The sequence below is a fragment of the Streptomyces varsoviensis genome (genome assembly GCF_000718635.1).
Taxonomy (GTDB): Bacteria; Actinomycetota; Actinomycetes; order Streptomycetales; family Streptomycetaceae; genus Streptomyces; species Streptomyces varsoviensis.
On sequence record NZ_JOBF01000019.1, the window covers coordinates 1 to 25,765 of the forward strand.

The 25,765-nt window shown below is 71.5% G+C and carries 25 protein-coding genes, 5 tRNA genes and 2 pseudogenes; 22 read left to right on the top strand and 10 right to left on the bottom strand.

Annotation, left to right across the window (positions count from 1 at the left end; genetic code table 11):
- The 4 genes from IF55_RS24975 to IF55_RS24990 all read right to left on the bottom strand — a co-directional run.
- A partial coding sequence (locus IF55_RS24975) for a GTP-binding protein (protein ID WP_211270035.1) occupies window positions 1-363 on the bottom strand: 363 nt, incomplete at its 3' end.
- The gene (locus IF55_RS24980) at window positions 344-751 is read right to left on the bottom strand and encodes a DUF742 domain-containing protein (RefSeq protein ID WP_030884787.1); all 408 of its coding nucleotides are present in this window, start codon (window positions 749-751) and stop codon (window positions 344-346) included. The genes IF55_RS24980 and IF55_RS24975, both read right to left, overlap by 20 nt.
- Window positions 752-854: 103 nt before the next feature.
- Window positions 855-1,268, bottom strand: a complete 414-nt coding sequence (locus IF55_RS24985; protein ID WP_018087204.1) for a roadblock/LC7 domain-containing protein — start codon at window positions 1,266-1,268, stop codon at window positions 855-857.
- Between the two features lie 9 nt (window positions 1,269-1,277).
- On the bottom strand, window positions 1,278-5,489 hold the full coding sequence (locus tag IF55_RS24990) for a nitrate- and nitrite sensing domain-containing protein (protein ID WP_030884811.1): 4,212 nt from the start codon (window positions 5,487-5,489) through the stop codon (window positions 1,278-1,280).
- A 553-nt stretch (window positions 5,490-6,042) separates the two neighbouring features.
- Between IF55_RS24990 and IF55_RS24995 the strand changes: the two genes are divergently transcribed.
- The 12 genes and pseudogenes from IF55_RS24995 to IF55_RS25045 all read left to right on the top strand — a co-directional run bounded on the left by IF55_RS24995 (window position 6,043) and on the right by IF55_RS25045 (window position 11,778).
- Window positions 6,043-6,222 (top strand): hypothetical protein, encoded by a 180-nt coding sequence (locus IF55_RS24995; protein WP_030884814.1) that lies wholly within the window; start codon window positions 6,043-6,045, stop codon window positions 6,220-6,222.
- 174 nt (window positions 6,223-6,396) lie between these two features.
- Window positions 6,397-7,197, top strand: a complete 801-nt coding sequence (locus IF55_RS25000) for a fumarylacetoacetate hydrolase family protein (RefSeq protein ID WP_030884817.1) — start codon at window positions 6,397-6,399, stop codon at window positions 7,195-7,197.
- On the top strand, window positions 7,190-8,677 hold the full coding sequence (gene gltX, locus IF55_RS25005; RefSeq protein WP_078645167.1) for a glutamate--tRNA ligase: 1,488 nt from the start codon (window positions 7,190-7,192) through the stop codon (window positions 8,675-8,677). The genes IF55_RS25000 and gltX overlap by 8 nt, the downstream gene beginning before the upstream one ends.
- A 524-nt stretch (window positions 8,678-9,201) precedes the next feature.
- Window positions 9,202-9,957, top strand: a pseudogene (locus tag IF55_RS25010) (helix-turn-helix domain-containing protein).
- Window positions 9,958-9,968: 11 nt separating this feature from the next.
- Window positions 9,969-10,166, top strand: a complete 198-nt coding sequence (locus IF55_RS25015) for a DUF397 domain-containing protein (protein WP_030884825.1) — start codon at window positions 9,969-9,971, stop codon at window positions 10,164-10,166.
- 53 nt (window positions 10,167-10,219) lie between these two features.
- Window positions 10,220-10,396 (top strand): annotated as a pseudogene (locus IF55_RS37630) (DUF397 domain-containing protein); the annotation flags it as partial.
- A 33-nt stretch (window positions 10,397-10,429) separates the two neighbouring features.
- Window positions 10,430-11,155 (top strand): HAD family hydrolase, encoded by a 726-nt coding sequence (locus tag IF55_RS25020; protein ID WP_030884828.1) that lies wholly within the window; start codon window positions 10,430-10,432, stop codon window positions 11,153-11,155.
- Window positions 11,156-11,241: 86 nt separating this feature from the next.
- A tRNA-Gln gene (locus IF55_RS25025) sits at window positions 11,242-11,313 on the top strand.
- Between the two features lie 42 nt (window positions 11,314-11,355).
- A tRNA-Glu gene (locus tag IF55_RS25030) sits at window positions 11,356-11,428 on the top strand.
- Window positions 11,429-11,491: 63 nt separating this feature from the next.
- A tRNA-Glu gene (locus IF55_RS25035) sits at window positions 11,492-11,564 on the top strand.
- A gap of 13 nt (window positions 11,565-11,577) precedes the next feature.
- A tRNA-Gln gene (locus tag IF55_RS25040) sits at window positions 11,578-11,649 on the top strand.
- Window positions 11,650-11,705: 56 nt separating this feature from the next.
- Window positions 11,706-11,778 (top strand) — tRNA-Glu (locus tag IF55_RS25045).
- A gap of 228 nt (window positions 11,779-12,006) precedes the next feature.
- Here the strand turns inward: IF55_RS25045 and ndgR are convergent.
- On the bottom strand, window positions 12,007-12,723 hold the full coding sequence (gene ndgR, locus IF55_RS25050) for an IclR family transcriptional regulator NdgR (protein WP_030884830.1): 717 nt from the start codon (window positions 12,721-12,723) through the stop codon (window positions 12,007-12,009).
- Window positions 12,724-12,850: 127 nt separating this feature from the next.
- Between ndgR and leuC the strand changes: the two genes are divergently transcribed.
- The 4 genes from leuC (at window position 12,851) to IF55_RS25070 (ending at window position 16,072) form a co-directional block, all read left to right on the top strand.
- Window positions 12,851-14,275 (top strand): 3-isopropylmalate dehydratase large subunit, encoded by a 1,425-nt coding sequence (leuC, locus tag IF55_RS25055; RefSeq protein ID WP_030884831.1) that lies wholly within the window; start codon window positions 12,851-12,853, stop codon window positions 14,273-14,275.
- Window positions 14,276-14,280: 5 nt separating this feature from the next.
- Complete coding sequence (gene leuD, locus IF55_RS25060) at window positions 14,281-14,874, top strand: 3-isopropylmalate dehydratase small subunit (protein ID WP_030884833.1); 594 nt, start codon at window positions 14,281-14,283, stop codon at window positions 14,872-14,874.
- A gap of 137 nt (window positions 14,875-15,011) precedes the next feature.
- On the top strand, window positions 15,012-15,257 hold the full coding sequence (locus IF55_RS25065; RefSeq protein WP_030884834.1) for an SCO5555 family protein: 246 nt from the start codon (window positions 15,012-15,014) through the stop codon (window positions 15,255-15,257).
- A gap of 125 nt (window positions 15,258-15,382) precedes the next feature.
- On the top strand, window positions 15,383-16,072 hold the full coding sequence (locus IF55_RS25070; RefSeq protein WP_030884836.1) for an HU family DNA-binding protein: 690 nt from the start codon (window positions 15,383-15,385) through the stop codon (window positions 16,070-16,072).
- Window positions 16,073-16,216: 144 nt separating this feature from the next.
- Here the strand turns inward: IF55_RS25070 and IF55_RS25075 are convergent, their stop codons facing one another.
- Both IF55_RS25075 and cofC read right to left on the bottom strand, forming a co-directional pair.
- The gene (locus IF55_RS25075; RefSeq protein WP_030884839.1) at window positions 16,217-16,519 is read right to left on the bottom strand and encodes a hypothetical protein; all 303 of its coding nucleotides are present in this window, start codon (window positions 16,517-16,519) and stop codon (window positions 16,217-16,219) included.
- Window positions 16,520-16,575: 56 nt separating this feature from the next.
- A complete protein-coding gene (cofC, locus tag IF55_RS25080; RefSeq protein WP_030884842.1) occupies window positions 16,576-17,220 on the bottom strand; it encodes a 2-phospho-L-lactate guanylyltransferase in 645 nt (214 codons plus the stop codon).
- Between the two features lie 169 nt (window positions 17,221-17,389).
- Here cofC and IF55_RS25085 point away from each other — a divergent pair, with 169 nt between their 5' ends.
- From IF55_RS25085 to IF55_RS25095, 3 genes are all read left to right on the top strand, one after another.
- Window positions 17,390-18,148 carry a lysophospholipid acyltransferase family protein gene (locus tag IF55_RS25085; RefSeq protein ID WP_030884844.1) on the top strand — a complete coding sequence of 253 codons (759 nt, stop codon included), beginning with the start codon at window positions 17,390-17,392 and terminating at the stop codon, window positions 18,146-18,148.
- A complete protein-coding gene (locus IF55_RS25090; protein WP_030884846.1) occupies window positions 18,145-19,146 on the top strand; it encodes an NAD(P)H-dependent glycerol-3-phosphate dehydrogenase in 1,002 nt (333 codons plus the stop codon). Before IF55_RS25085 ends, IF55_RS25090 begins: the two co-directional genes overlap by 4 nt.
- 90 nt (window positions 19,147-19,236) lie before the next feature.
- The gene (locus IF55_RS25095) at window positions 19,237-20,391 is read left to right on the top strand and encodes a D-alanine--D-alanine ligase family protein (RefSeq protein ID WP_030884848.1); all 1,155 of its coding nucleotides are present in this window, start codon (window positions 19,237-19,239) and stop codon (window positions 20,389-20,391) included.
- 89 nt (window positions 20,392-20,480) lie between these two features.
- On the opposite strand, the gene IF55_RS25100 is transcribed toward IF55_RS25095, so the two are convergent.
- Window positions 20,481-20,978 carry a DUF3515 domain-containing protein gene (locus tag IF55_RS25100; RefSeq protein ID WP_037965662.1) on the bottom strand — a complete coding sequence of 166 codons (498 nt, stop codon included), beginning with the start codon at window positions 20,976-20,978 and terminating at the stop codon, window positions 20,481-20,483.
- Window positions 20,979-20,998: 20 nt separating this feature from the next.
- On the bottom strand, window positions 20,999-21,232 hold the full coding sequence (locus IF55_RS25105) for an Lrp/AsnC family transcriptional regulator (protein ID WP_030884850.1): 234 nt from the start codon (window positions 21,230-21,232) through the stop codon (window positions 20,999-21,001).
- A gap of 137 nt (window positions 21,233-21,369) precedes the next feature.
- Here IF55_RS25105 and IF55_RS25110 point away from each other — a divergent pair, with 137 nt between their 5' ends.
- Together IF55_RS25110 and thiD are read left to right on the top strand one after the other, a co-directional pair.
- On the top strand, window positions 21,370-22,341 hold the full coding sequence (locus IF55_RS25110) for a thiamine-phosphate kinase (RefSeq protein ID WP_030884852.1): 972 nt from the start codon (window positions 21,370-21,372) through the stop codon (window positions 22,339-22,341).
- Window positions 22,342-22,391: 50 nt separating this feature from the next.
- Window positions 22,392-23,228, top strand: a complete 837-nt coding sequence (thiD, locus tag IF55_RS25115; RefSeq protein ID WP_030884854.1) for a bifunctional hydroxymethylpyrimidine kinase/phosphomethylpyrimidine kinase — start codon at window positions 22,392-22,394, stop codon at window positions 23,226-23,228.
- Window positions 23,229-23,370: 142 nt separating this feature from the next.
- Here the strand turns inward: thiD and rpmB are convergent, their stop codons facing one another.
- Entirely contained in the window at window positions 23,371-23,556 is a 186-nt protein-coding gene (gene rpmB, locus IF55_RS37635) for a 50S ribosomal protein L28 (RefSeq protein WP_078645170.1), read from the bottom strand.
- Window positions 23,557-23,891: 335 nt separating this feature from the next.
- Here rpmB and IF55_RS25120 point away from each other — a divergent pair, with 335 nt between their 5' ends.
- A complete protein-coding gene (locus IF55_RS25120) occupies window positions 23,892-25,676 on the top strand; it encodes a DAK2 domain-containing protein (protein WP_030884855.1) in 1,785 nt (594 codons plus the stop codon).
- The last annotated feature ends 89 nt before the right edge of the window (window positions 25,677-25,765 follow it).

The window sequence follows — 25,765 nt, forward strand, 5'->3', positions numbered from 1 at the left end:
GAGGCGGCGGGTGTCGACGAGGACGATGGCGCCGATGGCGCCGCGTACCAGGTCGTCCCACATGAACCAGAAACGGTCCTGGCCGGGCGTCCCGAACAGATAGAGGATCAGGTCGTCATCGAGCGTGATGCGGCCGAAATCCATCGCGACCGTGGTGGTCGTCTTGTCCTGCACATGGCTGAGATCGTCGATCCCGGCCGAGGCGGAGGTCATCACGGCCTCGGTGCGCAACGGATTGATCTCCGAGACCGCGCCGACAAAGGTCGTCTTGCCCACGCCGAAGCCTCCCGCCACCACGATCTTCGCGGAGGTGGTGGAGCGGGCGGGTGCGGGCGACCCGCCGCTAGAGCTTCCGAAGTCCACTGAGCACCCTTTCGAGCAGTGTCACATCCGGCGTCCCGCCGGACTCGCCGCTGCCGCCCGGCTGGTGGATCGCCACCATTCCGGCCTCCGCGAGGTCCGCGACCAGAATCCGGGCCACACCGAGCGGCATGCTCAGCAGCGCGGAGATCTCCGCGACCGACTTGACCTCCCGGCACAGGTGGCAGATCCGCTGGTGCTCGGGGAGCAGGCCCTGCAGGTGGACCGGGTCGGCCGTGGAACTGACCAGCGCCTCGATGGCGAGCTGGTAACGCGGCCGGGTCCGGCCTCCCGTCATGGCGTAGGGGCGGACCAGCGGCTGGTCGCCTTCGTTCCCGTACGGCGCGTGGTGAGAGGCGCCGTACGGGCCGGGCGAGACGGGCGGGGTCATTGATCCTCCGGGCGGGACAGCAGGATGGCAATAATGCCGTCGAGCGGGGGCCGGTGGGGGCTTTTCGGCCGTACGGTCGGACGGACGGACGGTGGGCGGACGGTCAATTGAGCAGGCTGCCCTGCAATTCGGCACGGAGATCGGGCGTCAGGACAGTGCCCGCCCGGTCGACGAGCAGGGCCATTTCGTAGCCGACGAGACCGATGTCGCACTCGGGGTGTGCGAGTACGGCCAGCGAAGAACCGTCGGACACGGACATGATGAAGAGGAAGCCGCGCTCCATCTCCACCACGGTCTGGTTGACGCTGCCGCCCTCGAAGATCCGGGAGGCCCCGGAGGTGAGGGAGGTCAGGCCGGAGGCGACCGCGGCCAACTGGTCGGCGCGGTCGCGCGGGAACCCCTCGGACATCGCCAGAAGCAGTCCGTCGGCGGAGACCACCACCGTGTGGGACACCCCCGGGGTGTTGTCCACGAAGTTGGTGATCAACCAGTTCAGATTCTGCGCCGCCTGGCTCATCGGACTCAACTAACGCTCCTGCTGGTAATTGGGGTCAATGCCGTGGTTGCCGGTGGTCTGACCGCTGCCGGCCTGACGCCCCTGCTGGATACCGCGGCGAAGATTGGTCAGTCGCCCGCGCACATCGTCCGGTGCGCGGGAGACCTGCGGGCCGGCCGGATGGGACTGCTGCTGCGCGGTCCCCTCCACGAGATTCGCCCGCGGCACGCGCCGCGGCAGCCCGGATGACGTGATGCCGCCCGCGGCCGGTTCGCGTATCTGCTCGGCCCGCCGCCAGCGCTCGTCGTTGGGCGAGCTGCGCCAGCCGTCGGCGGGAGCCACCGGTTCCAGGCCCGGACCGCCCTGGCCCTGCGGCCGGCCCTGGTCCTGACCCGGCGCCGGCTGCTGGAGCGCGGCCTGCGGCTCACGCCGCGGCAGGCCCGGCGCCGGGGCGGGCGCCTGCGGGGTGGGCTGCGACGGTACGGAACCGGCGGCGTCCTCGCGGGGCCCGCTGAACCAGTCCGACTCCAGCGTGTCGAACAGCGGCGTCCGGCCGTCCCCGGGCCCGGCGGGCGGCAGCGCGCCCTCCTGCGTGGGAGCGCCCATGTGCTGCGCACCGCCCGGCTGACCACCGCGGGTGGGAAGCGGCCCGCGCGGGAACTGCCCGGTGTCGCCCAGCGCGTCGGGGCCGGGCTGCGCGAACTCGCCGGTGTCGTTGCGCGCGCCCGTACCCGGTTGCGCGAACTCGCCCGTGTCGTTGCGTACGCCCGTACCCGGCTGTGCGAACTCGCCCGTGTCGCCGGGGCCGCCGATGCTGGGGAACTGCGAGGTCTCGCCGGGGTCGTTGCCGCCCTGACCGGGCCGCGCGAACTGGCCGGTGTCGTTACGGCCGTCCTGCCCCGGCTGTGCGTACGAGCCGGTGTCGCCCAGTGCGTCGCGGCCGGGCTGGGCGTATTCGCCGGTGTCATTGCGCGCGCCCGTACCCGGTTGTGCGAACTCGCCCGTGTCGCCGGGGCCCCCGATGCGCGGGAACTGGGACGTCTCGCCGAGGTCGTTGCCGCCCTGACCGAGCTGCGCGAACCGGCCCGTGTCGGCGCGGTCGCCGCCCTGGTCGGGCTGTGCGTACGGGCCGGTGTCGCCCAGTGCGTCGCGGCCGGGCTGGGTGTATTCGCCGGTGTCGTTGCGCGCGCCCGTACCCGGTTGCGCGAACTCCCCGGTGTCGCCGGGGCCGCCGATGCTGGGGAACTGCGAGGTCTCGCCGAGACTGTCGCCGCCCTGGCCGAGGCGGGGGAACTGGCCGGTGTCGCCGCGACCGCCCTGGCCGGGCTGGGCGAACTGTCCGCTGTCTTGGGGGCCGCGGGGGCCACCGGAACCGGGCCGGGTGAACCCGCCCGTGTCGCCGGGGCCGGCCAGCGGCGCGCCGGCGCCGTCCGTGTCGCGGGTGCCGAGACGGTTGAAGGCGGACGGGGCGTCCACGTCCTCGTGGCCGCGCGGGCTGTCCTGCCGGCCGCGCGGGGAGCCGTCCTCGGCGAGCGGCCAGTCGTCCACGGGGGAGCCGGAGCCGGGGCGCTGCTCGTTGTCGCTGCCCCAACTCGTGGCGGGCTGCCGGGAACTGCGGCCGGCGAGGCCGTCGGCGGGGCCGCCGGACAGCTCGCCCGCGGGGCCGCGGGGCGGGAGCTGCGGACGGCGGGCCCGGTCGCCCGAGCCGGGCGCGCCGGTCGGCGGGGCGACGGAGGGGCCCGGGCCCTTGCCGCGCGGCTGGATCGCCGGACGCCCGTCGGGACGGGTGCTCATCCGCTCCGTACCGGCGGGGCGCGGGGCGCCGCTGTCGAAGAGGCTGGCGCCGCCCGACGGGGGCGCGGCCGGGGCGAGGCCCGCGCCGACGGGCCGGGTCGGCAGGCCGCTCTCGGTGGTGCCGGGACGGCCGGACTGGTCGCCGGGGCCGGCCCCCGGGCCGCCCTGACCGGGCCTGCCGGGCAGGCCGCCCTGACCGGCCTGGCCCGCCTGGCCGCCCTGGCCCCCCTTGCCCGGCAGCGCCGGACGCGATCCGGGGCCGGGCATCTGACGGCGCGGCGGCGCGGAGTCGACGAGGCCGGGGCCGGCGTTGGGGTTGCCGCCGGGGGCGCCGGGCGCGGACCCGCCGGGCGCGTTGCTCGGCACCGGCTTCTTGCCGCCCTGGGCGACGTCGACCGGCAGCATGACGAGCGCGGTCGTGCCGCCCGAGTCGGACGGCCGGAGCTGGATGCGGATGCCGTGGCGCAGGGAGAGCCGGCCGACCACGAAGAGGCCCATGCGCCGGGAGACGGACACGTCCACCGTCGGCGGGCTGGCGAGCCGCTCGTTGATCGCGGCGAGGTCCTCGGGCGAGAGCCCGATACCGGTGTCGTGGATCTCGACGAGCACCCGCCCGTCGGGCAGCGCGTGACCGGTGACCTTGACCTTGGTCTGCGGGGACGAGAACGACGTGGCGTTCTCCAGCAGCTCGGCGAGGAGGTGCACGAGGTCGTTGACGACGCGGCCGGCGACCTCGGTCGGCGGCACCCCGCTGAGTTCGATGCGCTCGTACTGCTCCACCTCGGACGCGGCGGCGCGCAGCACGTCGACGAGGGGGACGGGCCGGGTCCAGCGGCGGCCCGGCTCCTCGCCCGCGAGGACGAGGAGGTTCTCGCCGTTACGGCGCATACGGGTCGCGAGGTGGTCCAGCTTGAAGAGCGAGGAGAGCTGGTCCGGGTCGGCCTCGCGGCTCTCCAGCTCGGAGATGAGCGAGAGCTGGCGCTGGATGAGGCCCTGGCTGCGGCGCGAGAGGTTGGTGAACATCGCGTTGACGTTGCCCCGCAGCATGGCCTGCTCGGAGGCGAGGCGGACGGCCTCGCGGTGCACGTCGTCGAAGGCCGCGGCCACCTTGCCGATCTCGTCCCGGCTGTGCACGCCGACGGACTCGACGGAGGTGTCCACGTCCTGCGGGTCGATCTCGGAGAGCTGCTTGACCAGCTCGGGCAGCCGCTCCTGGGCGACCGTCTGCGCGGTGTCCTGGAGCCGGCGCAGCGAGCGCACCATGGAGCGCGCCACGACGAACGCGCCGACCAGCGAGATGCCGAGCACCAGCACGATCAGCGCACTGTTGAGGATCGCGTCCTGCTGGGCGTCGGCGCGCAGCTCGCGCGCCTTCTGGTCCATCTGCGTCAGCAGCGTCTGCTCGATCTTGGACATCTCTTCGAGCTTGACGCTGTCCTGGTCGTACCAGTCCTGGTACGACGTCTTCTCGGACTTGACGCCGTCCTGCTTGCCGAGCCAGCGCTCCGCGTTGGCGTTCGCGGTGGTGATCTCGGTCTGGCCGCCGTTGAGCGCCCGCATCAGCTCTTCGGTGGAGGCGCCCGAGCGGATCGCGGTGAAGCGGCGCAGCGCCTCGTCCTCGCTCTCCAGGGCCGACTTGCCGTACTGCCGGTCGTTCTCGGAGAGGTGCGGGCCCTTGGAAGGGTTGGCGAGCGCGGCGCTGAGCACGGCGCGCTGGATGGACGCGTACTCCTTGGCGGAGGAGAACGTGGCGAGCGCGCGGGTGCTCGTGATCATCTCGGGGTTGCTGGTCGCCTGCGCCATGTCCTGGGAGAGCGAGAGCAGCGAGGTGATCAGCGCGTCGTAGTTGCCGACGGTCCGGGAGATGTACTCCTTGTCGTCGTACGCGCCCGCGCGGATGTCCTTGATCTTGTCGAGCTGCTTGGAGATGTCGACGAGCGTGGTCCGGACGCCGACCATCGACGGGTCCTCGGGCTTGACCTTGTCCGTGGCCTGCTTGAACGCCGCGATCGCGCGGTCGGTGCCCAGGCGCGGCGCGATGACGCCCTGGTCGTCCTTCTTCTGCCCACCGGTCAGCGGGCCCGCGGACTTGTCCCGCTCCTCCTGGAGCGCGTCGGCGAGCCGGGTGGCCTGCTGCGTCATCTCGGTGAGCAGCTTCATGTGGTCGAGCTGGTCGATCTTCTCCAGCGAGTCCTGGATACGCAGCGCTCCCAGGGTCGTCGCGGCGACCACCGGGAGGGCCAGCAGGGAGACCAGACGGGTACTGATGCGCCAGTTGCGCAGGGCAACGCGGGGACCGGGGCCGGTCTGCTTCTTCGCCTTCGGCCGCTCGGACGGCTCGCCGCCACTCGGCGCGTCGGCAGCCGCGCCGGCAGCTCCGCGGTCGGTCGAACCGCGTGGCTCCGGCTCCGCCGCGGCGTTGCCATCTCTCTTGAAACGTCCCTGCACTAGCGTCGCAACCTCTGGACCAGGCGTCCCTCCGCGAGCGGCGGAACGGTGTCGAGTCGTGGGGGACCGCGCGGCCCCCCATGGCGGTCGTGAGTTCCGGCGCGCCACCCCTCATGTCATTCCGACCGCCGCTTCGGCGCGGTTCTGCGCCCATCGCGCGCCGGATGATTCGTACGGCGGTCCGTGGAATTCCAGCACAGTGCAGGATCTCCAACAAGAGCAGCAGTCGTGCAGACGATGTGAGTAACGCTATGTGCGGCGGGGGTCACCAGGCGTGCAAAGTCGCGTCCGTGATTTCGGACTTATGGGTACGAGTCGCTCGCGGGCGTCGCCTGCCCCGGTAGCGGTAATCGGGAGCGGAACGTCTGGTTCGGTGGTGCAATGTCCGTTTCGCGGGGGCGGGCGTGCCGCCGCTTATGGGGCTTTTGTCATAGACCTCGTGAGGAAACTCACATGCTTCACGTGACTTTTCTCGCGGATCAGTGGGGATAGCGGTGCCTAGCCTTGACGTTTACACAGGCAACGGAAACGACAACCGCGAGGCGGCCCCGCAGTGAAGAAGACGATGATGTTCCGGAACATAGCCAACCCGCGTCGTACGACCCTCGCGCACCTCAAGGACGCCGAGGAACTGGTGACGCCGGTGGCGGAAGCGCCGGAGCACTCCGTCGAACTGCCCACGCAGACGGCCAACCCGCGCCGCACGACGCTGGCCAACGCGCCCAAGGTCTGAGGCGGGCGAACGCCCCCGAGGGCCGGCCCCGCCCACGAACGCCCCCTCCGCCGCGAATCCACCGGAAGGCGGCCGGGGTCCCGCCGTACCCCGCGTTAGCCTGGAGCGTCACTCTCCGGCCGACGGACGGCCGGCGGATTCCGAGCAGTGAAAGTGAAGGGGTAGCGGCTTCCCGTGCGCATCGCCAGGTTCTCCATCGACGGCAACGTCGCCTTCGGCGTCGTAGAAGGAGATGTCGAAGCAGCCAAGGCAGGGACCGCCGAAGGCGGCCCGGTCCTCGACATCATCAAGGGACACCCCTTCGCCGAGTTCGAACGCTCCGGCCAGAAGGTTCCGCTGGACAAGGTGCGGCTGCTGCCGCCCGTCCTCCCCAACAAGGTCGTCGCGGTCGGCCGCAACTACGCCGAGCACGCGGCCGAGCTGGGCAACGCCGTCCCCGAGGCGCCCTTCGCCTTCTTCAAGCCGTCCACCTCGGTGATCGGCCCCGGCGACGCCATCGCGTACCCCTCCTTCTCCTCGGAGGTGCACCACGAGGCCGAGCTGGCCGTGGTCATCGGCCGTATGTGCCGCGAGGTGCCGCGGGAACGCGTCAAGGACGTCATCCTCGGCTACACCTGCGCCAACGACGTCACCGCGCGCGACGTCCAGAAGCGCGAGAAGCAGTGGGCGCGGGCCAAGGGCTTCGACACCTCCTGCCCGCTGGGCCCCTGGGTGGAGACCGAGCTGGACCCGGCGGACCTCGGGATCATGTGCACCGTCAACGGCGAACAGCGCCAGCTCGGCCGCACGGGCGAGATGATCCACTCCATCGAGGACCTGATCGTGAACCTCACCGAGGCGATGACGCTGCTCCCCGGCGACGTCGTCCTCACCGGCACCCCGGCGGGCGTCGGCCCCCTCAACGTCGGCGACGAGGTCGCCGTCACCATCGAAGGCATCGGCACTCTCACCAATAAGGTGATCAAGCGTGGTTAGCGCATCCCCCTCCTCTTCCGTGCGTGTTCGTTTCTGTCCCTCGCCGACCGGCAACCCCCACGTGGGCCTGGTCCGCACCGCCCTCTTCAACTGGGCGTTCGCGCGCCACCACCAGGGCACCCTGGTCTTCCGCATCGAGGACACCGACGCGGCCCGCGACTCCGAGGAGTCGTACGAGCAGTTGCTCGGCGCGATGCGCTGGCTGGGCTTCGACTGGGACGAGGGCCCCGAGGTCGGCGGCCCGCACGAGCCGTACCGGCAGTCGCAGCGGATGGACATCTACCGCGACGTCGCCCAGAGGCTCAAGGACGCCGGCCACGCGTACGACTGCTACTGCACCACCGAGGAACTGGACGCGCGCCGCGAGTCGGCCCGCGCGGCGGGGAAGCCGTCCGGCTACGACGGCAAGTGCCGCGACCTGACCGCCGAGCAGGTCGCGACATACCGGGCCGAGGGCCGGACGCCGATCGTCCGCTTCCGTATGCCGGACGAGACGATCACCTTCACGGACCTGGTCCGCGGTGAGCTGACGTTCACCGCGGAGAACGTGCCGGACTACGGGATCGTACGGGCCAACGGCGCACCGCTCTACACGCTGGTCAACCCGGTCGACGACGCGCTGATGGAGATCACGCACGTGCTGCGCGGCGAGGACCTGCTCTCCTCGACCCCGCGCCAGATCGCGCTCTACAAGGCGCTGACGGAACTGGGCATCGCGAAGACGACGCCGGAGTTCGGGCACCTCCCGTACGTCATGGGCGAGGGCAACAAGAAGCTCTCCAAGCGCGACCCCCAGGCATCGCTGAACCTCTACCGCGAGCGCGGCTTCCTGCCGGAGGGGCTGCTCAACTACCTCTCGCTGCTCGGCTGGTCCTTCTCCGCCGACCAGGACGTCTTCTCCATCGACGAGATGGTGGCGAAGTTCGAGATCGAGGACGTCAACGCCAATCCCGCCCGCTTCGACCTGAAGAAGGCCGAGGCGATCAACGCCGACCACATCCGGCAGCTCGACCCGGCCGCCTTCGCCGCGGCCTGCGCCCCCTGGCTGGAGGCCCCGCACGCCAACTGGGCGCCCGAGGACTTCGACCAGGCCGCCTGGGAGGCGATCGCGCCGTACGCGCAGACGCGGGTCACGGTCCTGTCCGACATCACGGCCAACGTCGACTTCCTCTTCCGGCAGACCCCGGTCGAGGACGAGGCGTCCTGGAACAAGGCCATGAAGGAAGGCTCCGACGCGCTCCTGCGCACCGCCCGCGCCAAGCTCGCCGACGCCGACTGGAGCAGCGCCGACGCCCTCAAGGAGGCCGTCCTCGCCGCCGGCGAGGAGCACGGCCTCAAACTCGGCAAGGCCCAGGCCCCCGTCCGCGTAGCCGTAACCGGCCGCACCGTCGGCCTCCCCCTCTTCGAGTCCCTCCAAATCCTCGGCCGCGCCCGCACCCTGCCGCGCATCGACGCGGCGCTGGCCAAGCTCACGGCCTGACGCCGTACGGCCAAGGGCCCGGAAACCGCTTAGCGGCTTCCGGGCCCTTGGTGTACGAGCGTGGTGATCAGGCCGCCGTCAGATTGACGGGGCCCACGGTAGAGGCCAGCCCTTCCCGACCGCATCCAGGACCCCCGGTCTTACGCGCCCGAGCCAACCGTGAACGCCCGCGACCGTCCATTCACTCGTCGTGACCGCCCGTATACGTGCCGAGACCGGGCCACGCGACACTGCCCACGCTGCCGGGCCGCAGAGAGATCAACTGCGCCGCACGCTCCGGCCTCCGCACCGCCACCGAAACCCGGCCGCCGCAGAAGCGACGTGAGCACTCCCGTCCTCGTAGGCGAGCCCCCGGGCGGCGACATGAGCGTCCCGCTCACCTTCCGTGGTGGCGTACTCCTCGACTACGGCGAATAGCCGTGGCGCGGTCGCTTCGACCAGCTCGCGGATTTCCGGGTCGAAGTTGTCGGGACGGGCAGGGGGAGCTGTGACGCGTTGGTACGTGCCCTGACGGAAGGAGATCGATGGCGACGGGGATGCCGCCGACGCTGAGGCAGCGCCGTTTGGGCTCCGAGCTCCGCAAGATGCGCGAGCGAGCCGGACTCAGCTCCACTGCCGCCGCGGCGCACGTCGGTGTGCAGCAAGCCCGGATGAGCATGATCGAAGCGGGGCGCTACGCGGTGAGCGCGGACCGTGTGAGGGCCCTGGCGCACACATATGCCTGTGATGACACCGATCTGGTCGAGGCGCTGGCGGCCATGACCGGCGGCCGGGGTCGTGCCTGGTGGGACGAGTACCCGCGAATTGCTCCCGGCGGCGCTCGTGGAGGTCGCGGAGTTCGAGCACCACGCCACCGCACTGCGGGTGGCAGTCGTGGTGGCGATGCCCGGGCTGCTCCAGACGCTGGACCACGGGAGCCGGAGACGACGTACACCGCGATCGTTCATGAGGCCGCTCTGCGGATGGGTGTCGGCGGGCCGGAGGTCAAGCGTCGCCAACTGGAGCACTTGATCGTGATGGGCGAGCGGTCGAACGTGAAGGTCCTGGTGGTTCCGTTCGAGCGGGCGGACTTTCCGATCTCCGGGCAGCCCATCAGCTACGCGTCCGGCCCCGTTCCGCAACTGGACACTGTCCTTCTGGACTCCGATCACGGGTGCGATCTCCTGGATGCCGAAGCGAAGCTTGCCAGGTACCGGTGCGTCCTGGACCGCATGGAGGCATGCGCTCTCTCCAGTGGCAAGAGTCGAGACTTCATCCGCCGAGTCGTGCGGAGCACCTAAGAGGAGCAGGTATGAACGGTTTGGCCTGGCAGAAGTCCTCCTACAGCAACCAAGGCGCCAACTGCGTCAATATCGCGGCCGCCTCGGACGGCACGATCCTCTTCCGGGAGAGCGACGCCCCTGATGTGGTCCTGTCCATAGCGCCGGGTGCACTGCGAGGGCTCTTCGCCATGATCAAGGGCGATCGGCTGAGCGGCATCACCTGGTAGCCGGGTAGCCACGCAGAGCACCTGAGAGGAGCCGAGATGGTGCCTGGCAGAAGTCCTCGTACAGCACGGAGGGAGCCAACTGCGTCCACGTCGCGGCTGCCCCGGACGGCACCGTTCGCCTCCGGGAGAGCGACGCCCCCGACGCGGTCCTGTCCATAGCCCCCGGTGCCCTGCGCGGGTTCCTCGCCGTGATCAAAGGTGACCGGCTTGGACGCCCCGCGAAACCCTGACCGGCGGGCGCACCCCCCGGTAGCGTCGGCGATATGCCGATTCGCGCCGTCCTCTGGGACATCGACGACACCATTTTCGACTACGCCACGGCGGACCGCACTGGGGTGCTGGAGCATCTGCGGGCGGAGGGGCTGCTGGAGGCGGGTGGGGTGGAGGAGGCGGTGTTGGGGCGATGGCGGGAGGTCACCGCGATTCATTGGGCGCGGTTCGAGGCGAAGAAGGTGGATTTCGAGGGGCAGCGCCGGGGGCGGGTGCGGGAGTTTCTGGGGGAGGAGGCCAGTGATGCCGAGGCGGACGCGTGGTTCGCGCGTTATCTGAGGCGTTACGAGGCGGCCTGGGCGCTGTTTCCGGACACGGTTCCGGCGCTCGACGGGCTCACCCCCGGATATCGGCACGGGGTGCTGTCGAATTCCAGTGCCCGCAATCAGGACCGCAAACTGCGCGTACTCGGCGTCCGCGACCGCTTCGAGGTGCTGGTCTGCGCCGATGAGCTGGGCGTCAGCAAGCCGGAGGCCGGTGCGTTCCGCGCGGCCTGCGAGGCGCTCGGGCTGCCGCCCGGAGAGGTCGCGTACGTCGGGGACAAGATCGACATCGACGCGTGCGGGGCCCGGGACGCCGGGCTCACCGGCATCTGGCTGGACCGGGGAGGCGCCCCCGGGGAGCTGCCGGCCGGCGTGCATCGCATCACCGGTCTCGACCAGCTCCCGGCGCTGCTGCGCGGCGATACCCGTTTTGGAGCGCCGACGCCGATCGGGTAATGTTCTTCCTGCGCCGCCCGAGCGGGCCGAGAGGCCGGAGCGGAAAGCGCAAGCCAAGCAAGGCCCTTCAGGGGGTTGTGTTTTGGTGGGCTATGGTGTAATTGGCAGCACGACGGTTTCTGGTTCCGTTAGTCTAGGTTCGAGTCCTGGTAGCCCAGCAAGAGATCGTCATTATGAGTTCTCTTGATTCAGCAGTACAAGCCCCCGTTGTGTAGCGGCCTAGCACGCTGCCCTCTCAAGGCAGTAGCGCCGGTTCGAATCCGGTCGGGGGTACAGATCCTTTCTCTCCGTCGCCTTCGGGTCGCTCCCGGATGCGACGACGTAAGGATCGCTAGGGCCCCCGTTGTGTAGCGGCCTAGCACGCCGCCCTCTCAAGGCGGTAGCGCCGGTTCGAATCCGGTCGGGGGTACTGGTCTATACCATGGGCTATGGTGTAATTGGCAGCACGAGGGTTTCTGGTTCCCTTAGTCTAGGTTCGAGTCCTGGTAGCCCAGCTTCGGATAGTCCACAGCAGATATCCGAAAAACGCGGACCTGCGGTCCGCATGCTAGCCCCCGTTGTGTAGCGGCCTAGCACGCCGCCCTCTCAAGGCGGTAGCGCCGGTTCGAATCCGGTCGGGGGTACGCGATCGAGACGCCCTCCGCGCGAGCGGGGGGCTTTTTCGTGGGCGCCTCCGCCACGCCGGTCCTGACGACCGTACGGCCCTTGCGAACTGATGGCGCGTCACCGCAGCCTCATCGCGTCGCCCCTGTCTGCCTCGCGGGCCCCGACGGCAGCCAGGGCGAGGTCGTGACATCGCCTCAACCCCGCCCCGTCGACCGGCACTTGGCCCCTGGGGCGGGGGTGGCCCCTCATCCCGTACGGCGCAGTGCTTCGCTGAGGCGGGCTGCCGCGTCGATGACGGCCTGGGCGTGCATGCGGCCCGGGTGGCGGGTGAGGCGCTCGATGGGGCCGGAGACCGAGACGGCGGCGACCACGCGGTTGGAGGGGCCCCGGACCGGCGCGGAGACCGAGGCGACGCCCGGCTCGCGCTCGCCGATGGACTGGGCCCAGCCCCGGCGCCGTACGCCCGAGAGCGCGGTGGCCGTGAAGCGCGCGCCCTGCAGCCCGCGGTGCAGCCGCTCCGGCTCCTCCCAGGCCATGAGGACCTGGGCCGCCGAGCCCGCCTTCATCGGCAGGGTGGAGCCGACCGGCACCGTGTCCCGCAGTCCGGACAGCCGTTCCGCCGCGGCCACGCAGATCCGCATCTCGCCCTGGCGGCGGTAGAGCTGGGCGCTCTCGCCCGTCACGTCCCGCAGGTGGGTGAGGACCGGGCCGGCCGTGGCCAGCAGCCGGTCCTCGCCCGCCGCCGCGGCGAGTTCGCTCAGCCGCGGCCCGAGGATGAACCGGCCCTGCATGTCCCTGGCCACCATCCGGTGGTGTTCGAGCGCCACCGCGAGGCGGTGGGCCGTGGGCCGCGCGAGGCCGGTCGACGTGACCAGTCCGGCAAGAGTGGCCGGCCCCGACTCCAGAGCGCTCAGTACCAGAGCCGCCTTGTCGAGAACGCCGACGCCGCTAGAGTTGTCCATGAAACGATACTCCCGTCTCACACTGTGAAACGCAAGTTCAATTTTCTCCGAGAAGCGCCAACCTGGACGCCAGCACCCCGCAGACATACGAGTTGGGTCGGCGGCGACGCCGGCCGGAGGGACAGCGATGGGACGGACACTGGCGGAGAAGGTCTGGGACGACCATGTCGTCACGCGCGCCGAGGGCGAGCCCGACCTTCTCTTCATCGATCTCCACCTGCTCCACGAGGTGACCAGCCCGCAGGCGTTCGACGGCCTGCGCAAGGCCGGCCGCGCGGTCCGCCGCACGGACCTCACCATCGCGACGGAGGACCACAACACCCCCACGCTCGACATCGACAAGCCGATCGCCGACCCCGTCTCCCGCACCCAGTTGGAGACGCTGCGCAAGAACTGCGCGGAGTTCGGCGTCCGGCTGCACCCGCTCGGCGACGTCGAGCAGGGCGTCGTGCACGTGGTGGGCCCCCAGCTCGGCCTCACCCAGCCCGGTACCACCGTGGTCTGCGGCGACAGCCACACCTCCACGCACGGCGCGTTCGGCGCGCTCGCGTTCGGCATCGGCACCAGCCAGGTCGAGCACGTGCTGGCCACCCAGACGCTGCCGCTGGCGCCCTTCAGGACCATGGCGGTCACCGTCGAGGGCGAGCTGCCCGAGGACGTCACCGCCAAGGACCTGATCCTCGCCGTCATCGCCCGCATCGGCACGGGCGGCGGCCAGGGCTACGTCATCGAGTACCGCGGCCCGGCCATCGAGAAGCTCTCGATGGAGGCCCGGATGACGATCTGCAACATGTCGATCGAGGCGGGCGCCCGGGCCGGCATGATCGCCCCCGACGCCACCACCTTCGACTATCTGAAGGGCCGCGCGCACGCCCCGAAGGGCGCCGACTGGGACGCGGCCGTCGCGTACTGGCAGACGCTGCGCACCGACGACGACGCCGTCTTCGACCACGAGGTGGTCATCGACGCCGCCGAACTCGCGCCGTTCGTCACCTGGGGGACCAACCCCGGGCAGGGCGCGCCGCTGTCGGCCCGGATCCCCGACCCCGCTTCGTACGAAGACGCTTCGGAGCGGTTCGCCGCCGAAAAGGCCCTGGAATACATGGGTTTGACGGCCGGTCAGGCGCTGCGCGACATCACCGTGGACACCGTCTTCGTAGGTTCATGCACCAACGGCCGGATCGAGGACCTGCGCGCCGCGGCCGCCGTCCTGGAGGGCCGCCGGATCGCCGACGGCGTCCGGATGCTGATCGTGCCCGGCTCCGTACGGGTCGCGCTGCAGGCCGTGGAGGAGGGCCTGGACAAGGTCTTCACCACGGCCGGGGCCGAATGGCGGCACGCCGGGTGCTCGATGTGCCTGGGCATGAACCCGGACCAGCTCGCCCCCGGGGAGCGCTCCGCGTCCACCTCCAACCGCAACTTCGAGGGCCGGCAGGGCAAGGGCGGCCGCACCCACCTGGTCTCCCCGCAGGTCGCCGCCGCCACCGCGGTCCTCGGCCACCTGGCCTCGCCCGCCGACCTGTCCGACGTCCCGACTCTCGTGGAGGCCTGAGCCCCATGGAAGCTTTCACCACGCACACCGGCCGGGCCGTGCCGCTGCGCCGCAGCAACGTCGACACGGACCAGATCATTCCCGCGCACTGGCTGAAGAAGGTCACCCGCGACGGCTTCGAGGACGGGCTCTTCGAGGCGTGGCGCAAGGACCCGGAGTTCGTGCTCAACCGGCCCGAGCGCGCGGGCGCCTCCGTCCTGGTGGCCGGCCCGGACTTCGGCACCGGCTCCTCCCGCGAGCACGCCGTCTGGGCGCTCCAGAACTACGGCTTCCGGGCCGTGGTCTCCTCCCGCTTCGCCGACATCTTCCGGGGCAACTCGCTCAAGAACGGTCTGCTGACGGTCGGGCTCCCCCAGGAGACGGTCGAGCTGCTGTGGAAGCTCATCGAGGAGGACCCGGCGGCGGAGGTCACCGTGGACCTGGTCGACCGCCAGGTGCGGGCCCAGGGCATCACGGCTGATTTTGCGCTTGACGAGAACGCGCGTTGGAGGCTGCTGGAGGGGCTGGACGACATCGACCTGACCCTGCGGCAGAGCGACGAAATCGCGGCGTACGAAGGGAAGCGGCCCTCTTTCAAGCCCTCCACGGCCGTCGTCTGACACCCCCCGCCGGGGCCCCGATTTCCGCTGTTCACCCGGCGTTTGACATGATGCGCCCCCTGTCTTCGGACAGGGGGCGCATCGGCTTGTTGAGGCCCCGTGAAGCGACAACTCGCCTCAGATGGCACAATCGGTGCATGGAACGCGACAGCCAACTCAAGCTCTACGGGCTCGTTGCCGACCAACTAAAGGAAGCGCACGCCACGGTGCGCACACTGCAAGTCCCGGAGGGCGTACGGATGGCGCTGTCCCGGAAGCTGCTGGCCATCACGGCCGCGGCGAAGCACGATCTCTCAGGCGCGGCAAAGCGTCTGGACCGGTTGATGAACGACCTCGACGAGGGCCGTTTCCCCCCAGAACGCGACACCGACGGAACTCGATGATGGTCGAGTTCGTTGCGGCACAAGGGTGATTAGACCGTTTCGTGTTTGATTTGCGGTATATATCTGCCTAACGTGCGAAAAGGCTGGATCGCATTCGTTCCAGCAATGTCTCCGAAGGGGAAGACGTGAACAAGGCGCAGCTCGTTGAAGCGATTGCCGACAAGGTAGGCGGCCGCCAGCAGGCGGCCGACGCTGTCGACGCGGTACTCGACGCGATCGTCCGTGCGGTGGTCTCCGGCGACCGGGTCTCGGTCACCGGTTTCGGCTCGTTCGAGAAGGTCGACCGCCCGGCCCGGTACGCCCGCAACCCGCAGACGGGTGAGCGGGTGCGGGTCAAGAAGACCTCCGTGCCCCGCTTCCGCGCGGGCCAGGGCTTCAAGGACCTGGTGAGCGGCTCGAAGAAGCTCCCGAAGAACGACGTGGCCGTCAAGAAGGCCCCCAAGGGCAGCCTCTCGGGCGGTTCTTCCGCCCGTACGACCGCCAAGGCCGCGGCCAAGAAGGCCACCGCCAAGAAGGCGACGGCGAAGAAGACCACCGCCAAGAAGACCACCGCGACGCCCGCGAAGAAGACCACGGCGACCGCGAAGAAGGCGGCCACCAAGGCCACCGCGAAGAAGGCGGCGCCCGCCAAGAAGGCCACGGCCACCAAGGCCGCCGCCAAGAAGGCCACGCCCGCGAAGAAGGCGGCGACGGTCAAGAAGGCGACCGCGAAGAAGACCGCGCCCGCCAAGAAGGCCACGGCGACCAAGGCTCCGGCGCGCAAGACCACCGCGCGCAAGACCACCGCCAAGAAGGCCACTGCCAAGAAGAAGTAAGGGCGGCGACAGCCAGAGCGCCCCGCGCCGGGCCGGGCTCCCTCCGGGGAGACCGGCCCGCGGCGTGCGCTCAGGCATGTCCGGGACGCCCGGTACGCACACGGAAGCGCCCACGGAAGCGCCCGGGACAAACGCGCGTACGGCTCAGAAGGTCTGGAGGGTCACCAGCGTCACCCGGCGCCCGGCGGCCCGGCCCTTCCCGGGGGCGCCCGCCGCTTGCGGTTCCTCGGCCGCGGCCCGCTCCGGGGCCGCTTCCGGTTTCGCCGCTGTTTCGGCTGCTTCGGCGGCCTCGGCCTCGACTTCGATCCGCACCCGCTGGCCCGGACGCAGCAGCCGCAGCCCGCCCGCGTCGAAGGCCGCCGCGTCGAACGGCAGCGGCGTGCCATCGTCCAGAAGGACGCTCCCGGCACGGGTTCGCGGGTCGTAGGTGTAAGCGGTCGCCTGCATAGGAGAAAGCTTAGGGCCTGGGTCCGACAGGGCGGGTGTTCCGCCCTGATCCGCTGTCAATCGGCTATCAGCAGTCCCGCCGCGGCCTCGGTGGTACGGGCCCCCGCGCCCAGTGCCAGCGCGGCCCGCAAATCCTGCGGCGTATCCACGTCCTGACGCACCGAATCGACCCCGTCGAGAAGGATCTCGTTCGCCCCGGACGCCCGATGACGGGCCCGTGAGAGGCCCTCGAAAGCCGGCGCCAACATCACTCCGGGAGCGGCCGAGAGCAACGTCGTCCCGATTCCCGCGGCATCCGCGAGAAATGCGCGCGGAAAGGCGGCCGCGGCGTTCAGAACCCGGGTCAGCTCGGCCGGCCGCAAAGCGGGAAGATCGGCGTTCAGCGTCACCACCCCGGATTCCGGCGCCCGCGCCCGTACGGCGTCCGCGCCATGGGCGAGAGCCGCGTTCAGCCCGCCGCCTGGCGGCTCCGCGACGATGCGCGCGCCGAGATCCGCCAGCTTCGGGGCGGCCAGCGGATCGTCCGTGACGACCACCACACCGGCCACCTGGCGCGCCGCCAGCGCGGCCGCCACCGTATCGAGGGCGAAGGCGAGCGCGAGAGCGGGCCGAAGGCCGTCGCCCCTTGTCCCAGCGGCCCCGGAGAGGCGGCTTTTGGCTCGCGCCAGGGATTTCAGCGGTACCACAACGGTCCAGACCACACCCGCTCCGTCTCTTCGCATCGACCTCATTGTCACCTGCTGCCGCAGTCGCCCGGAGGGCACGGGGTTACCGTGTTCTCGACAGACCGGGTACCTGGGGCCACACTTGTCCGGCCCCCGGGATCGCAGCAACCCGCTCCATCCCAGGTCCAAAGAGAAGGGTGTCCGAGTGTCCCGCCACAGAATCGGCTTCTGGTACCGCTTTACGGCGGTGTTGGCGAAACCGCCGCTCGTGGTTCTGTTCAAGCGGGACTGGCGCGGAATGGAGCACATTCCCGCGGACGGCGGCTTTATCACCGCGGTGAACCACAACTCGTATCTGGACCCGCTGTCCTATGCGCACTTCCAGTACAACACCGGCCGCGTGCCGCGCTTCCTCGCCAAGTCCGGCCTCTTCAAGACGACCTTCGTGGGCACGCTGCTGCGCGGCACGGGTCAGATCCCGGTCTACCGACAGTCGACCGACGCCGCCGTCGCCTTCCGCGCCGCCGTCGCCGCCATCGAGAGCGGCGAATGCGTGGCCTTCTACCCCGAGGGCACGCTGACCCGCGACCCCGAGCTGTGGCCCATGCAGGGCAAGTCCGGGGCCGCCCGCGTCGCGCTGCTGACCAAGGCGCCGGTCATCCCCGTGGCGCAATGGGGCGCCCACGAGGCCATGCCGCCGTACGCCAAGGAGAAGAAGCTCCGGCTCTTCCCCCGCAAGACCCTCAAGGTGCTGGCCGGCCCGCCCGTCGACCTCTCCGCGTACTACGGGCAGGAGCCGACCGCCGAGGTGCTGCGCCAGGCGACCGACACCATCATGGCCGCCATCACCGAACTCCTCGCCGAGCTCCGCCAGGAGCCCGCGCCCGCGGAGCTCTACGACCACAAGCGGGCGCGCGCCGAAGCCCGCCGCAAGGCCCAGCATGCCAAGGAGAACGACGAGTGACGCGCTGCGCCGTATACGGCACCGGATCCTGGGGCACCGCCTTCGCCATGGTGCTCGCCGACGCGGGCTGCGAGGTGACGATGTGGGGCCGCCGCGCCGACCTCGTCGAGGCAGTCAACACCGGCCGCAGCAACCCCGACTACCTCCCCGGGGTGCGGCTCCCCGACGCCGTACGGGCCACCACCGACCCCGCGGCCGCCGCCCGCGACGCGGAGTTCGCGGTCCTCGCCGTGCCGTCCCAGACACTCCGCGAGAACCTCTCCCAGTGGTCCCCGCTGCTGCCCGCCGACACCGTCCTCGTCTCCCTGATGAAGGGCGTGGAGCTGGGCACCGCCAAGCGGATGAGCGAGGTGATCCAGGAGGTCGGCAAGGCCGCCCCGGAGCGGGTCGCGGTGCTCACCGGCCCCAACCTCGCCAAGGAGATCGCCGCCCGGCAGCCCGCCGCCGCCGTCGTCGCCTGCCCCGACGAGGCCGTCGCCCAGCGGCTCCAGGCCGCCTGCCACACCCCGTACTTCCGCCCGTACACCAACACCGACGTGGTCGGCTGCGAGCTCGGCGGCGCGGTCAAGAACGTCATCGCCCTCGCCGTGGGCATCGCCGACGGCATGGGCCTCGGCGACAACGCCAAGGCGTCCCTCATCACCCGCGGCCTCGCCGAGACCACCCGGCTGGGGCTGGCCATGGGCGCCGACGCGCACACCTTCGCCGGCCTCGCGGGCATGGGCGACCTCGTCGCCACCTGCTCCTCGCCGCTCTCCCGCAACCACACCTTCGGCACCAACCTCGGCCGCGGCATGACGCTGGAGGAGACCATCGCGGTCACCAAGCAGACCGCCGAGGGCGTCAAGTCCTGCGAGTCCGTACTCGACCTGGCCCGCCGCCACGACGTCGACATGCCGATCACCGAGACGGTCGTCGGCATCGTCCACGAGGGCAAGCCGCCACTCGTCGCGCTCAAGGAGCTGATGTCCCGCTCCGCCAAGGCCGAGCGGCACTGACCGGCGGCGCCGCGGCCGGGCGGGGCACGAACCACGCGCGGGCCCAGCGGCACTGACGTGCCATCCGTCACCAGGTAGTCTCGATCCGATATGAGCAGCGACATCCCTCCCCAGAGCCCTGAGCAGAGCCGGAAGCCGCGCGTCGCCGTCGTCTTCGGCGGCCGCAGCTCCGAGCACGCGATCTCCGTCGTCACCGCCGGAGCCGTACTGCGCGCCATCGACCGCACCAAGTACGACGTGCTGCCGATCGGCATCACCACGGACGGCCGGTGGGCGCTGACCGCCGACGATCCCGAGCGGATGGCGATCACCGACCGCGAGCTGCCGTCCGTCGCGCAGCTCACCGAGTCCCCGGACGGCGCCGTGGTGCTGTCCGCGGACCCCACCTCGCGCGAGATCGTCTACACCGAACCGGGCGCCGTGCCCAAGGCGCTGGGCGACGTCGACGTCGTCTTCCCCGTGCTGCACGGCCCGTACGGCGAGGACGGCACCCTCCAGGGCCTGCTGGAGCTCGCCGGAGTGCCCTACGTCGGCTCCGGGGTGCTCGCGTCCGCCGTCGGGCAGGACAAGGAGTACATGAAGCGCGTCTTCACCTCCTTCGGCCTGGCCGTCGGCCCGTACGAGGTGATCCGGCCGCGCGAGTGGGACAACGACCGCGACGCCGCCCGCCGGAAGATCGCGGACTTCGCCGGCGAGCACGGCTGGCCGCTGTTCATCAAGCCCGCCCGCGGCGGCTCCTCGATGGGCATCACCAAGGTCGACGGCTTCGACGGGCTCGACGAGGCCATCGAGGAGGCCCGCCGCCACGACCCGAAGATCCTCGTGGAGGCGCTGCTGCGGGGCCGCGAGATCGAGTGCGGGGTGCTGGAGTTCGAGGACGGCCCGCGCGCCAGCGTGCCCGCCGAGATCCCGCCGGTCTCCAGCCACGACTTCTACGACTTCGAGGCCAAGTACATCGACTCCGCCCCCGGCCTGGTGCCCGCGCCGCTCACCGCGGAGCAGACCGAGCGGGTCCGGGAACTGGCCGTACGGGCCTTCGACGCGGCGTCCTGCGAGGGCCTGGTCCGCGCGGACTTCTTCCTCGGCGAGGACGGCGAGTTCGTGATCAACGAGATCAACACGCTGCCCGGCTTCACGCCCATCTCCATGTACCCGCGGATGTGGCAGGAGAGCGGCGTCAGCTACCCGGAACTGGTCGACCTGCTCGTCCAGGCCGCGCTGCGCCGCACCACGGGACTGCGCTGACGGACGCCGTCGCGCTGACCGACGCCGTCCAGGCGGCGCTCAGATGCCCGTCGGGACGGTCCTCCGCCGCACGGCGTCCGCGAAGTCGGTCAGATGCCCGTCGGGACGGCCTGCCGCACGGCGTCCGCGAAGTCGGTCAGCGCGCTCACGTCACCGGCCTCGCCGGTGTACTTGCTCGGGATGACGACCTCGACGAACGCCTTGCGCAGCGTCGTGGTGGCGCGGACGCCGCCGCCCGGGAGCCGTTCGGGCAGCCACGAGACGCCGTTGAGCTCCATGGCGTCCGCGCTGGGGTTGTAGTGTTCGTTGCCGGGCGTGAGGATCTCCGGCCGCGGTCCCCCGCAGCGCAGTTCGATGGCCGGATCGCCCCAGGCCGCGGTGTAGTCCGAGGCAGGCACCGTCGTCCGCCGCTTCATTCCGTTCACGGCATCGGGGAGCTTCGCGTGCAACGCCCTGCAGTACCCGGCCTCCGCCGCCGACGGCGAGGGAGCGCTCACCTTCGCGGCGCCGTCCGTGGACGAGCAGCCGACGGCGGTCAGTACGGCGACGAAGGGCAGCCAGACGCGCGGGCGGATGGAGAATCTCACCGGCCGAGCATACGGGGGGACTAGATATGGACCACCGGGCAGGTCAGGGTGCGGGTGATGCCGTCCACTTGCTGGATTCTGGCGACCACCATGCGGCCGAGTTCGTCCACGGTCTCGGCCTGGGCGCGGACGATCACGTCGTACGGACCGGTCACGTCCTCGGCCTGTATCACGCCTGCGATCTTCGCGATGACTTCGGCCACGGTCGACGCTTTGCCGACCTCGGTCTGGATCAGGATGTACGCCTGTACCACGGAACCTCCTGGGCGGCGACGAGGATCATGTGGGGGAAAGAGACGCCACGGTACCGCGTCGCCGCACGGCGCGGGGAGACCCGCGCGGCCTGCGCGGCGCGGCGGTCAGCGGAGCACGAGTGCGAAGGGGCAACAGGATGAAGGGCACCGTGGGCGAGTTGGGGGAATTCGGGCTCATCAGAGAGCTCACCTCCCGGCTCACCACCACCCCGGCGGTACGGCTCGGGCCGGGGGACGACGCGGCGGTGGTGGCGGCCCCCGACCGGCGCGTAGTGGCCAGCACGGACCTGCTGCTGGAAGGACGGCACTTCCGCCGCGACTGGTCGACCGCCTACGACGTCGGCCGTAAGGCCGCCGCGCAGAACCTCGCGGACATCGCCGCGATGGGCGCGGTGCCCACCGCCGTCCTGCTCGGCCTCGTCGTCCCCGCCGAACTCTCCGCCACCTGGCCGACCGAGCTGATGGACGGCATCCGCGACGAGTGCCAGGTCGCCGGCGCGGCCGTGGTCGGCGGCGACGTGGTACGCGGCGAGACGATCACCGTGGCCATCACCGCCCTCGGCGACCTGCGCAACCACGAACCCGTCACCCGCTGCGGCGCACAGCCCGGCGACGTGGTCGCCGTCACCGGCTGGCTCGGCTGGTCCGCCGCCGGGCACGCCGTCCTCTCCCGCGGCTTCCGTTCCCCCCGCGCCTTCGTCGAGGCGCACCGCAGACCCGAACCGCCGTACCACGCGGGCCCCGCCGCCGCCGGGCTCGGCGCCACCGCGATGACCGACATCAGCGACGGCCTCATCGCCGATCTCGGCCACATCGCCGAGTCCAGCAAGGTCCGGATCGACCTGCACACGGCCGCGATCGACGTGCCCAGCCAGATGCACGACATCGGGCAGGCCGTCGGCGTCGACCCGCTGCACTGGGTGCTCGGCGGGGGAGAGGACCACGCGATCGTCGCCACCTTCCCGCCCGACGTGAAACTGCCCGCCCGCTGGCAGGTGATCGGTGACGTGCTCCACCCGTCCGCGCTGCCGCAGGTCACCGTGGACGGCGCGCCCTGGGACAAGGCCGGCGGCTGGGACCACTTCGGCGATCTGGAGACGGAGGAGTAACGCCGCCGGGAGACGGCCGGGCAGCGGCGGCGCCGGGTAGATTCGCCCGTATGGCAAGCGAGATATCCACCCCGCAGTCCGCGCCCGCGCCGCCGCGCGCCCCGGCGCCGCCGCGGGTGCTCACCGTCGCCGGATCGGACTCCGGCGGCGGCGCGGGCATCCAGGCCGACCTCAAGACGATGCTCGCGCTCGGCGTGCACGGCATGAGCGTCCTCACCGCCGTCACGGCGCAGAACTCGCGCGGTGTGCAGGGCGCGTGGCCGCTGCCCGCCGAGGCCGTACGGGCGCAGTTCCGCAGCGTCGTCGACGACATCGGCGTGCAGGCCGTCAAGACCGGCATGCTCGCCTCGGCGGAACTGGTCGAGACCGTCGCCGGCCTGCTCACGGGCGTCGGCGCCCCCGTGGTCGTCGACCCGGTGGGCGTCTCCAAGCACGGCGACGCGCTGCTCGCCGCCACCGCCCTCGACGCGGTCCGCACGAAGCTGCTGCCGACGGCGACCGTCGCCACCCCCAACCTGGACGAGGTGGCCCAGCTCACGGGCGTACGGGTGGCGGCCGAGGACGACCTGCGGCGGGCGGCGGACGCGGTGCTCGGATACGGGCCCGGCTGGGCGCTGATCAAGGGCGGCCACCTCGACGGGGACGCCGTGGACCTGCTCACGGACGGCGCGGAGGAGCACTGGCTGCGCTCCGCGCGGCTCGACAACCGGCACACCCACGGCACCGGCTGCACCCTCGCCAGCGCCATCGCCTCGGAGCTGGCCAAGGGGCGTACGGTCCCGGCGGCGGTGGCAGCGGCGAAGGAGTACGTCACGGGGGCGATCGCGGCGGGCTTCCCGCTGGGGGAGGGGATCGGACCGGTGGACCACGGGTGGCGCACCCGCTGAGGACCCCGGGCTTTTTGGGACACGCGAAAGGCCGGTCCGTACGGGACGGACCGGCCTGTCAGGCAACCGGAGGGGGCTGCGCCTCGACGTGACCGTCGGTGCGAGACCGGCTCACCCCCGCTGGTGCGGGGAGGACCGCTCGCTAGCGCGAGACCTTGCCGGCCTTGATGCACGAGGTGCAGACGTTGAGCCGCTTCGGCGTGCTCCCGACCACTGCACGCACCCGCTGGATGTTGGGGTTCCAACGGCGGGGGGTACGGCGGTGCGAGTGCGAAATAGCGTTGCCGAAGCCCGGCCCCTTGCCGCAGACGTCGCAGTTGGCAGCCACGGGTCACTCCAAAGACTTCAGATGCTCTTACGGTGAAATCCCGGCACTCCGGAATCGGGAAAGAACCGATGACCGGCGGTGCCAGGGGGAATGTCCTGATTCTCATCAGGCAACCGGAGCAGCATACAACGACCGCTCCCGTACAACGAAACTACCATGGCGGCCCTGGCCCCCGCCCCGGGCGGCCCCTCGGCCCGGCACTACTGTGCCGACCTGTGCCCGCGGCCCGCGGGTGACGCGGACGCGACGAACCGGGGCGTATCGGGCCCAACACGGCGGGCTCGGGCGGGTCGGCCGGACGGGTCCGGGCGGGTGGATCTACGAGGAGGACGCAGGTGCCGCACACGCTGGACGCCGCCGCGGTACGCACCTGGTGCGCTCTGGCGCTGGACGAGCTCGGCCGGGCCCGCGAGGAGATCGACGCGATCAACGTCTACCCGGTCGCCGACGGGGACACCGGCACCAATCTCTACCTCACCGTCGAATCCGCCGCCCGGGCCGTCGACGCCGCCTTCGACGGGCACGCCGCCACCGAAGCCGTACCCACCCTGGCCGACGCCGTACGGGCCATGGCGCACGGCGCCCTCATCGGGGCGCGCGGGAACTCCGGCACGATCCTGGCGCAGCTCCTGCGGGGGATGGCACAGGTACTGGCGGAAGGCCCTGCCCCAGGCGATGGCGTTCCGCCTGCCCCTGGCGGTGACGTTCCGGACGCGCAAGGGCGTGCGGGCGGGGGCACGGCCCCCGGCGGGGGCGCGGCGGCGGACGGGAAGCCCGACGGGGCCGACGCGCTCCGGCGCGCGCTCCGGCAGGCGGCCGACTCCGCGTACACCGCCGTCGCGCACCCCGTCGAAGGCACCGTCCTCACCGTCGCCGCGGCCGCCGCCGACGCCGCGGGGACGGCCCGGGGCGACGGCGCCGACGTGGCGCGGGCCGCCTACCTGGGGGCGCGCACCGCCCTCGAAGCGACCCCCGGCCAGCTCGCCGACCTCCGCCGCGCGGGCGTCGTGGACGCGGGGGGCCGCGGCCTGGTCGCGGTCCTGGGGGCCCTCGTACGGACGCTGTCGGGGAGCGGCCCGGACGCCCGGACGCCCGCGGCCGGCATACCGGCGGCAGCGGTCGCCCGGGCGACGTGCGACTGCCCCGGGGGCGGCCCGCGCCCGGCCGAGGACGGGCCCGCCTTCGAGGTGATCTACCTCCTGGAGGCCGACGACGACGCCGTCACGGCCCTGCGGGGCCGGCTCGACGCCCTGGGCGACTCCCTGGTCGTCGTCGGCGGCGACGGGCTGTGGAACGTCCACGTCCACGTGGACGACGCGGGCGCGGCCGTCGAGGCGGGCATCCAGGCGGGACGGCCGTACCGCATCCGCATCACCCACTTCGGGGCGGACGCGGAGCGGGCGCACGCAACGGGGGCGCGCGAGGAGCGCGCCGAGACGGCGGAGCGCCGGCCGCGCGCCGCACGGGCCGTCGTCGCCGTGGTGCCCGGCGAGGGGCTGGCCGGCCTCTGCGCGGAGGCCGGGGCGACCGTGGTGGCCACCCGGCCGGGGGAGCCGCCCGCCAGCGGCGAACTCCTCGACGCGATCCGGCGCGCGCACGCGCGCGAGGTCGTCCTCCTGCCCAACGCCGCGGACCTGCGGCACACCGCCGCCGCCGCTGCCGAACAGGCCCGCACCGAGGGCGTACGCGTCGCCCTGATCCCCACCCGGTCCGCCGTGCAGGGCATCGCCGCGCTCGCCGTGCACGAGCCCGGCCGCCGCTTCGACGAGGACGTCGTCGCCATGACCTCCGCCGCCGGCGCCACCCGCTACGCGGAACTCGCCGTCGCCGAACGGCAGTCCTGGACCATGGCCGGCGTCTGCCAGGCCGGCGACGTACTGGGCCTGATCGACGGCGATGTCGCGGTGATCGGCGCCGAACTGGCCGCCACCGCCGAGGCCGTCCTGGACCGCATGCTCGCCGCCGGCGGCGAGATGGTCACCCTGGTGCTCGGCGCGGGGGTGCCGAGCGCCGTCGCGGACCGCCTGGAGCGGTACGTACGCGACGGGCACCTCGCCGTGGACACCGTGGTCTACCGGGGCGAGCAGCAGTCCGCGCCGCTGCTGATCGGCATCGAATAGGGATCGCATAGATCGCATAGGGAGCGTCGCACGACGGGCGTCGAATAGCGGGCGTCGCACGGCGCTGCCGCCGTGTTGTCACACCCATG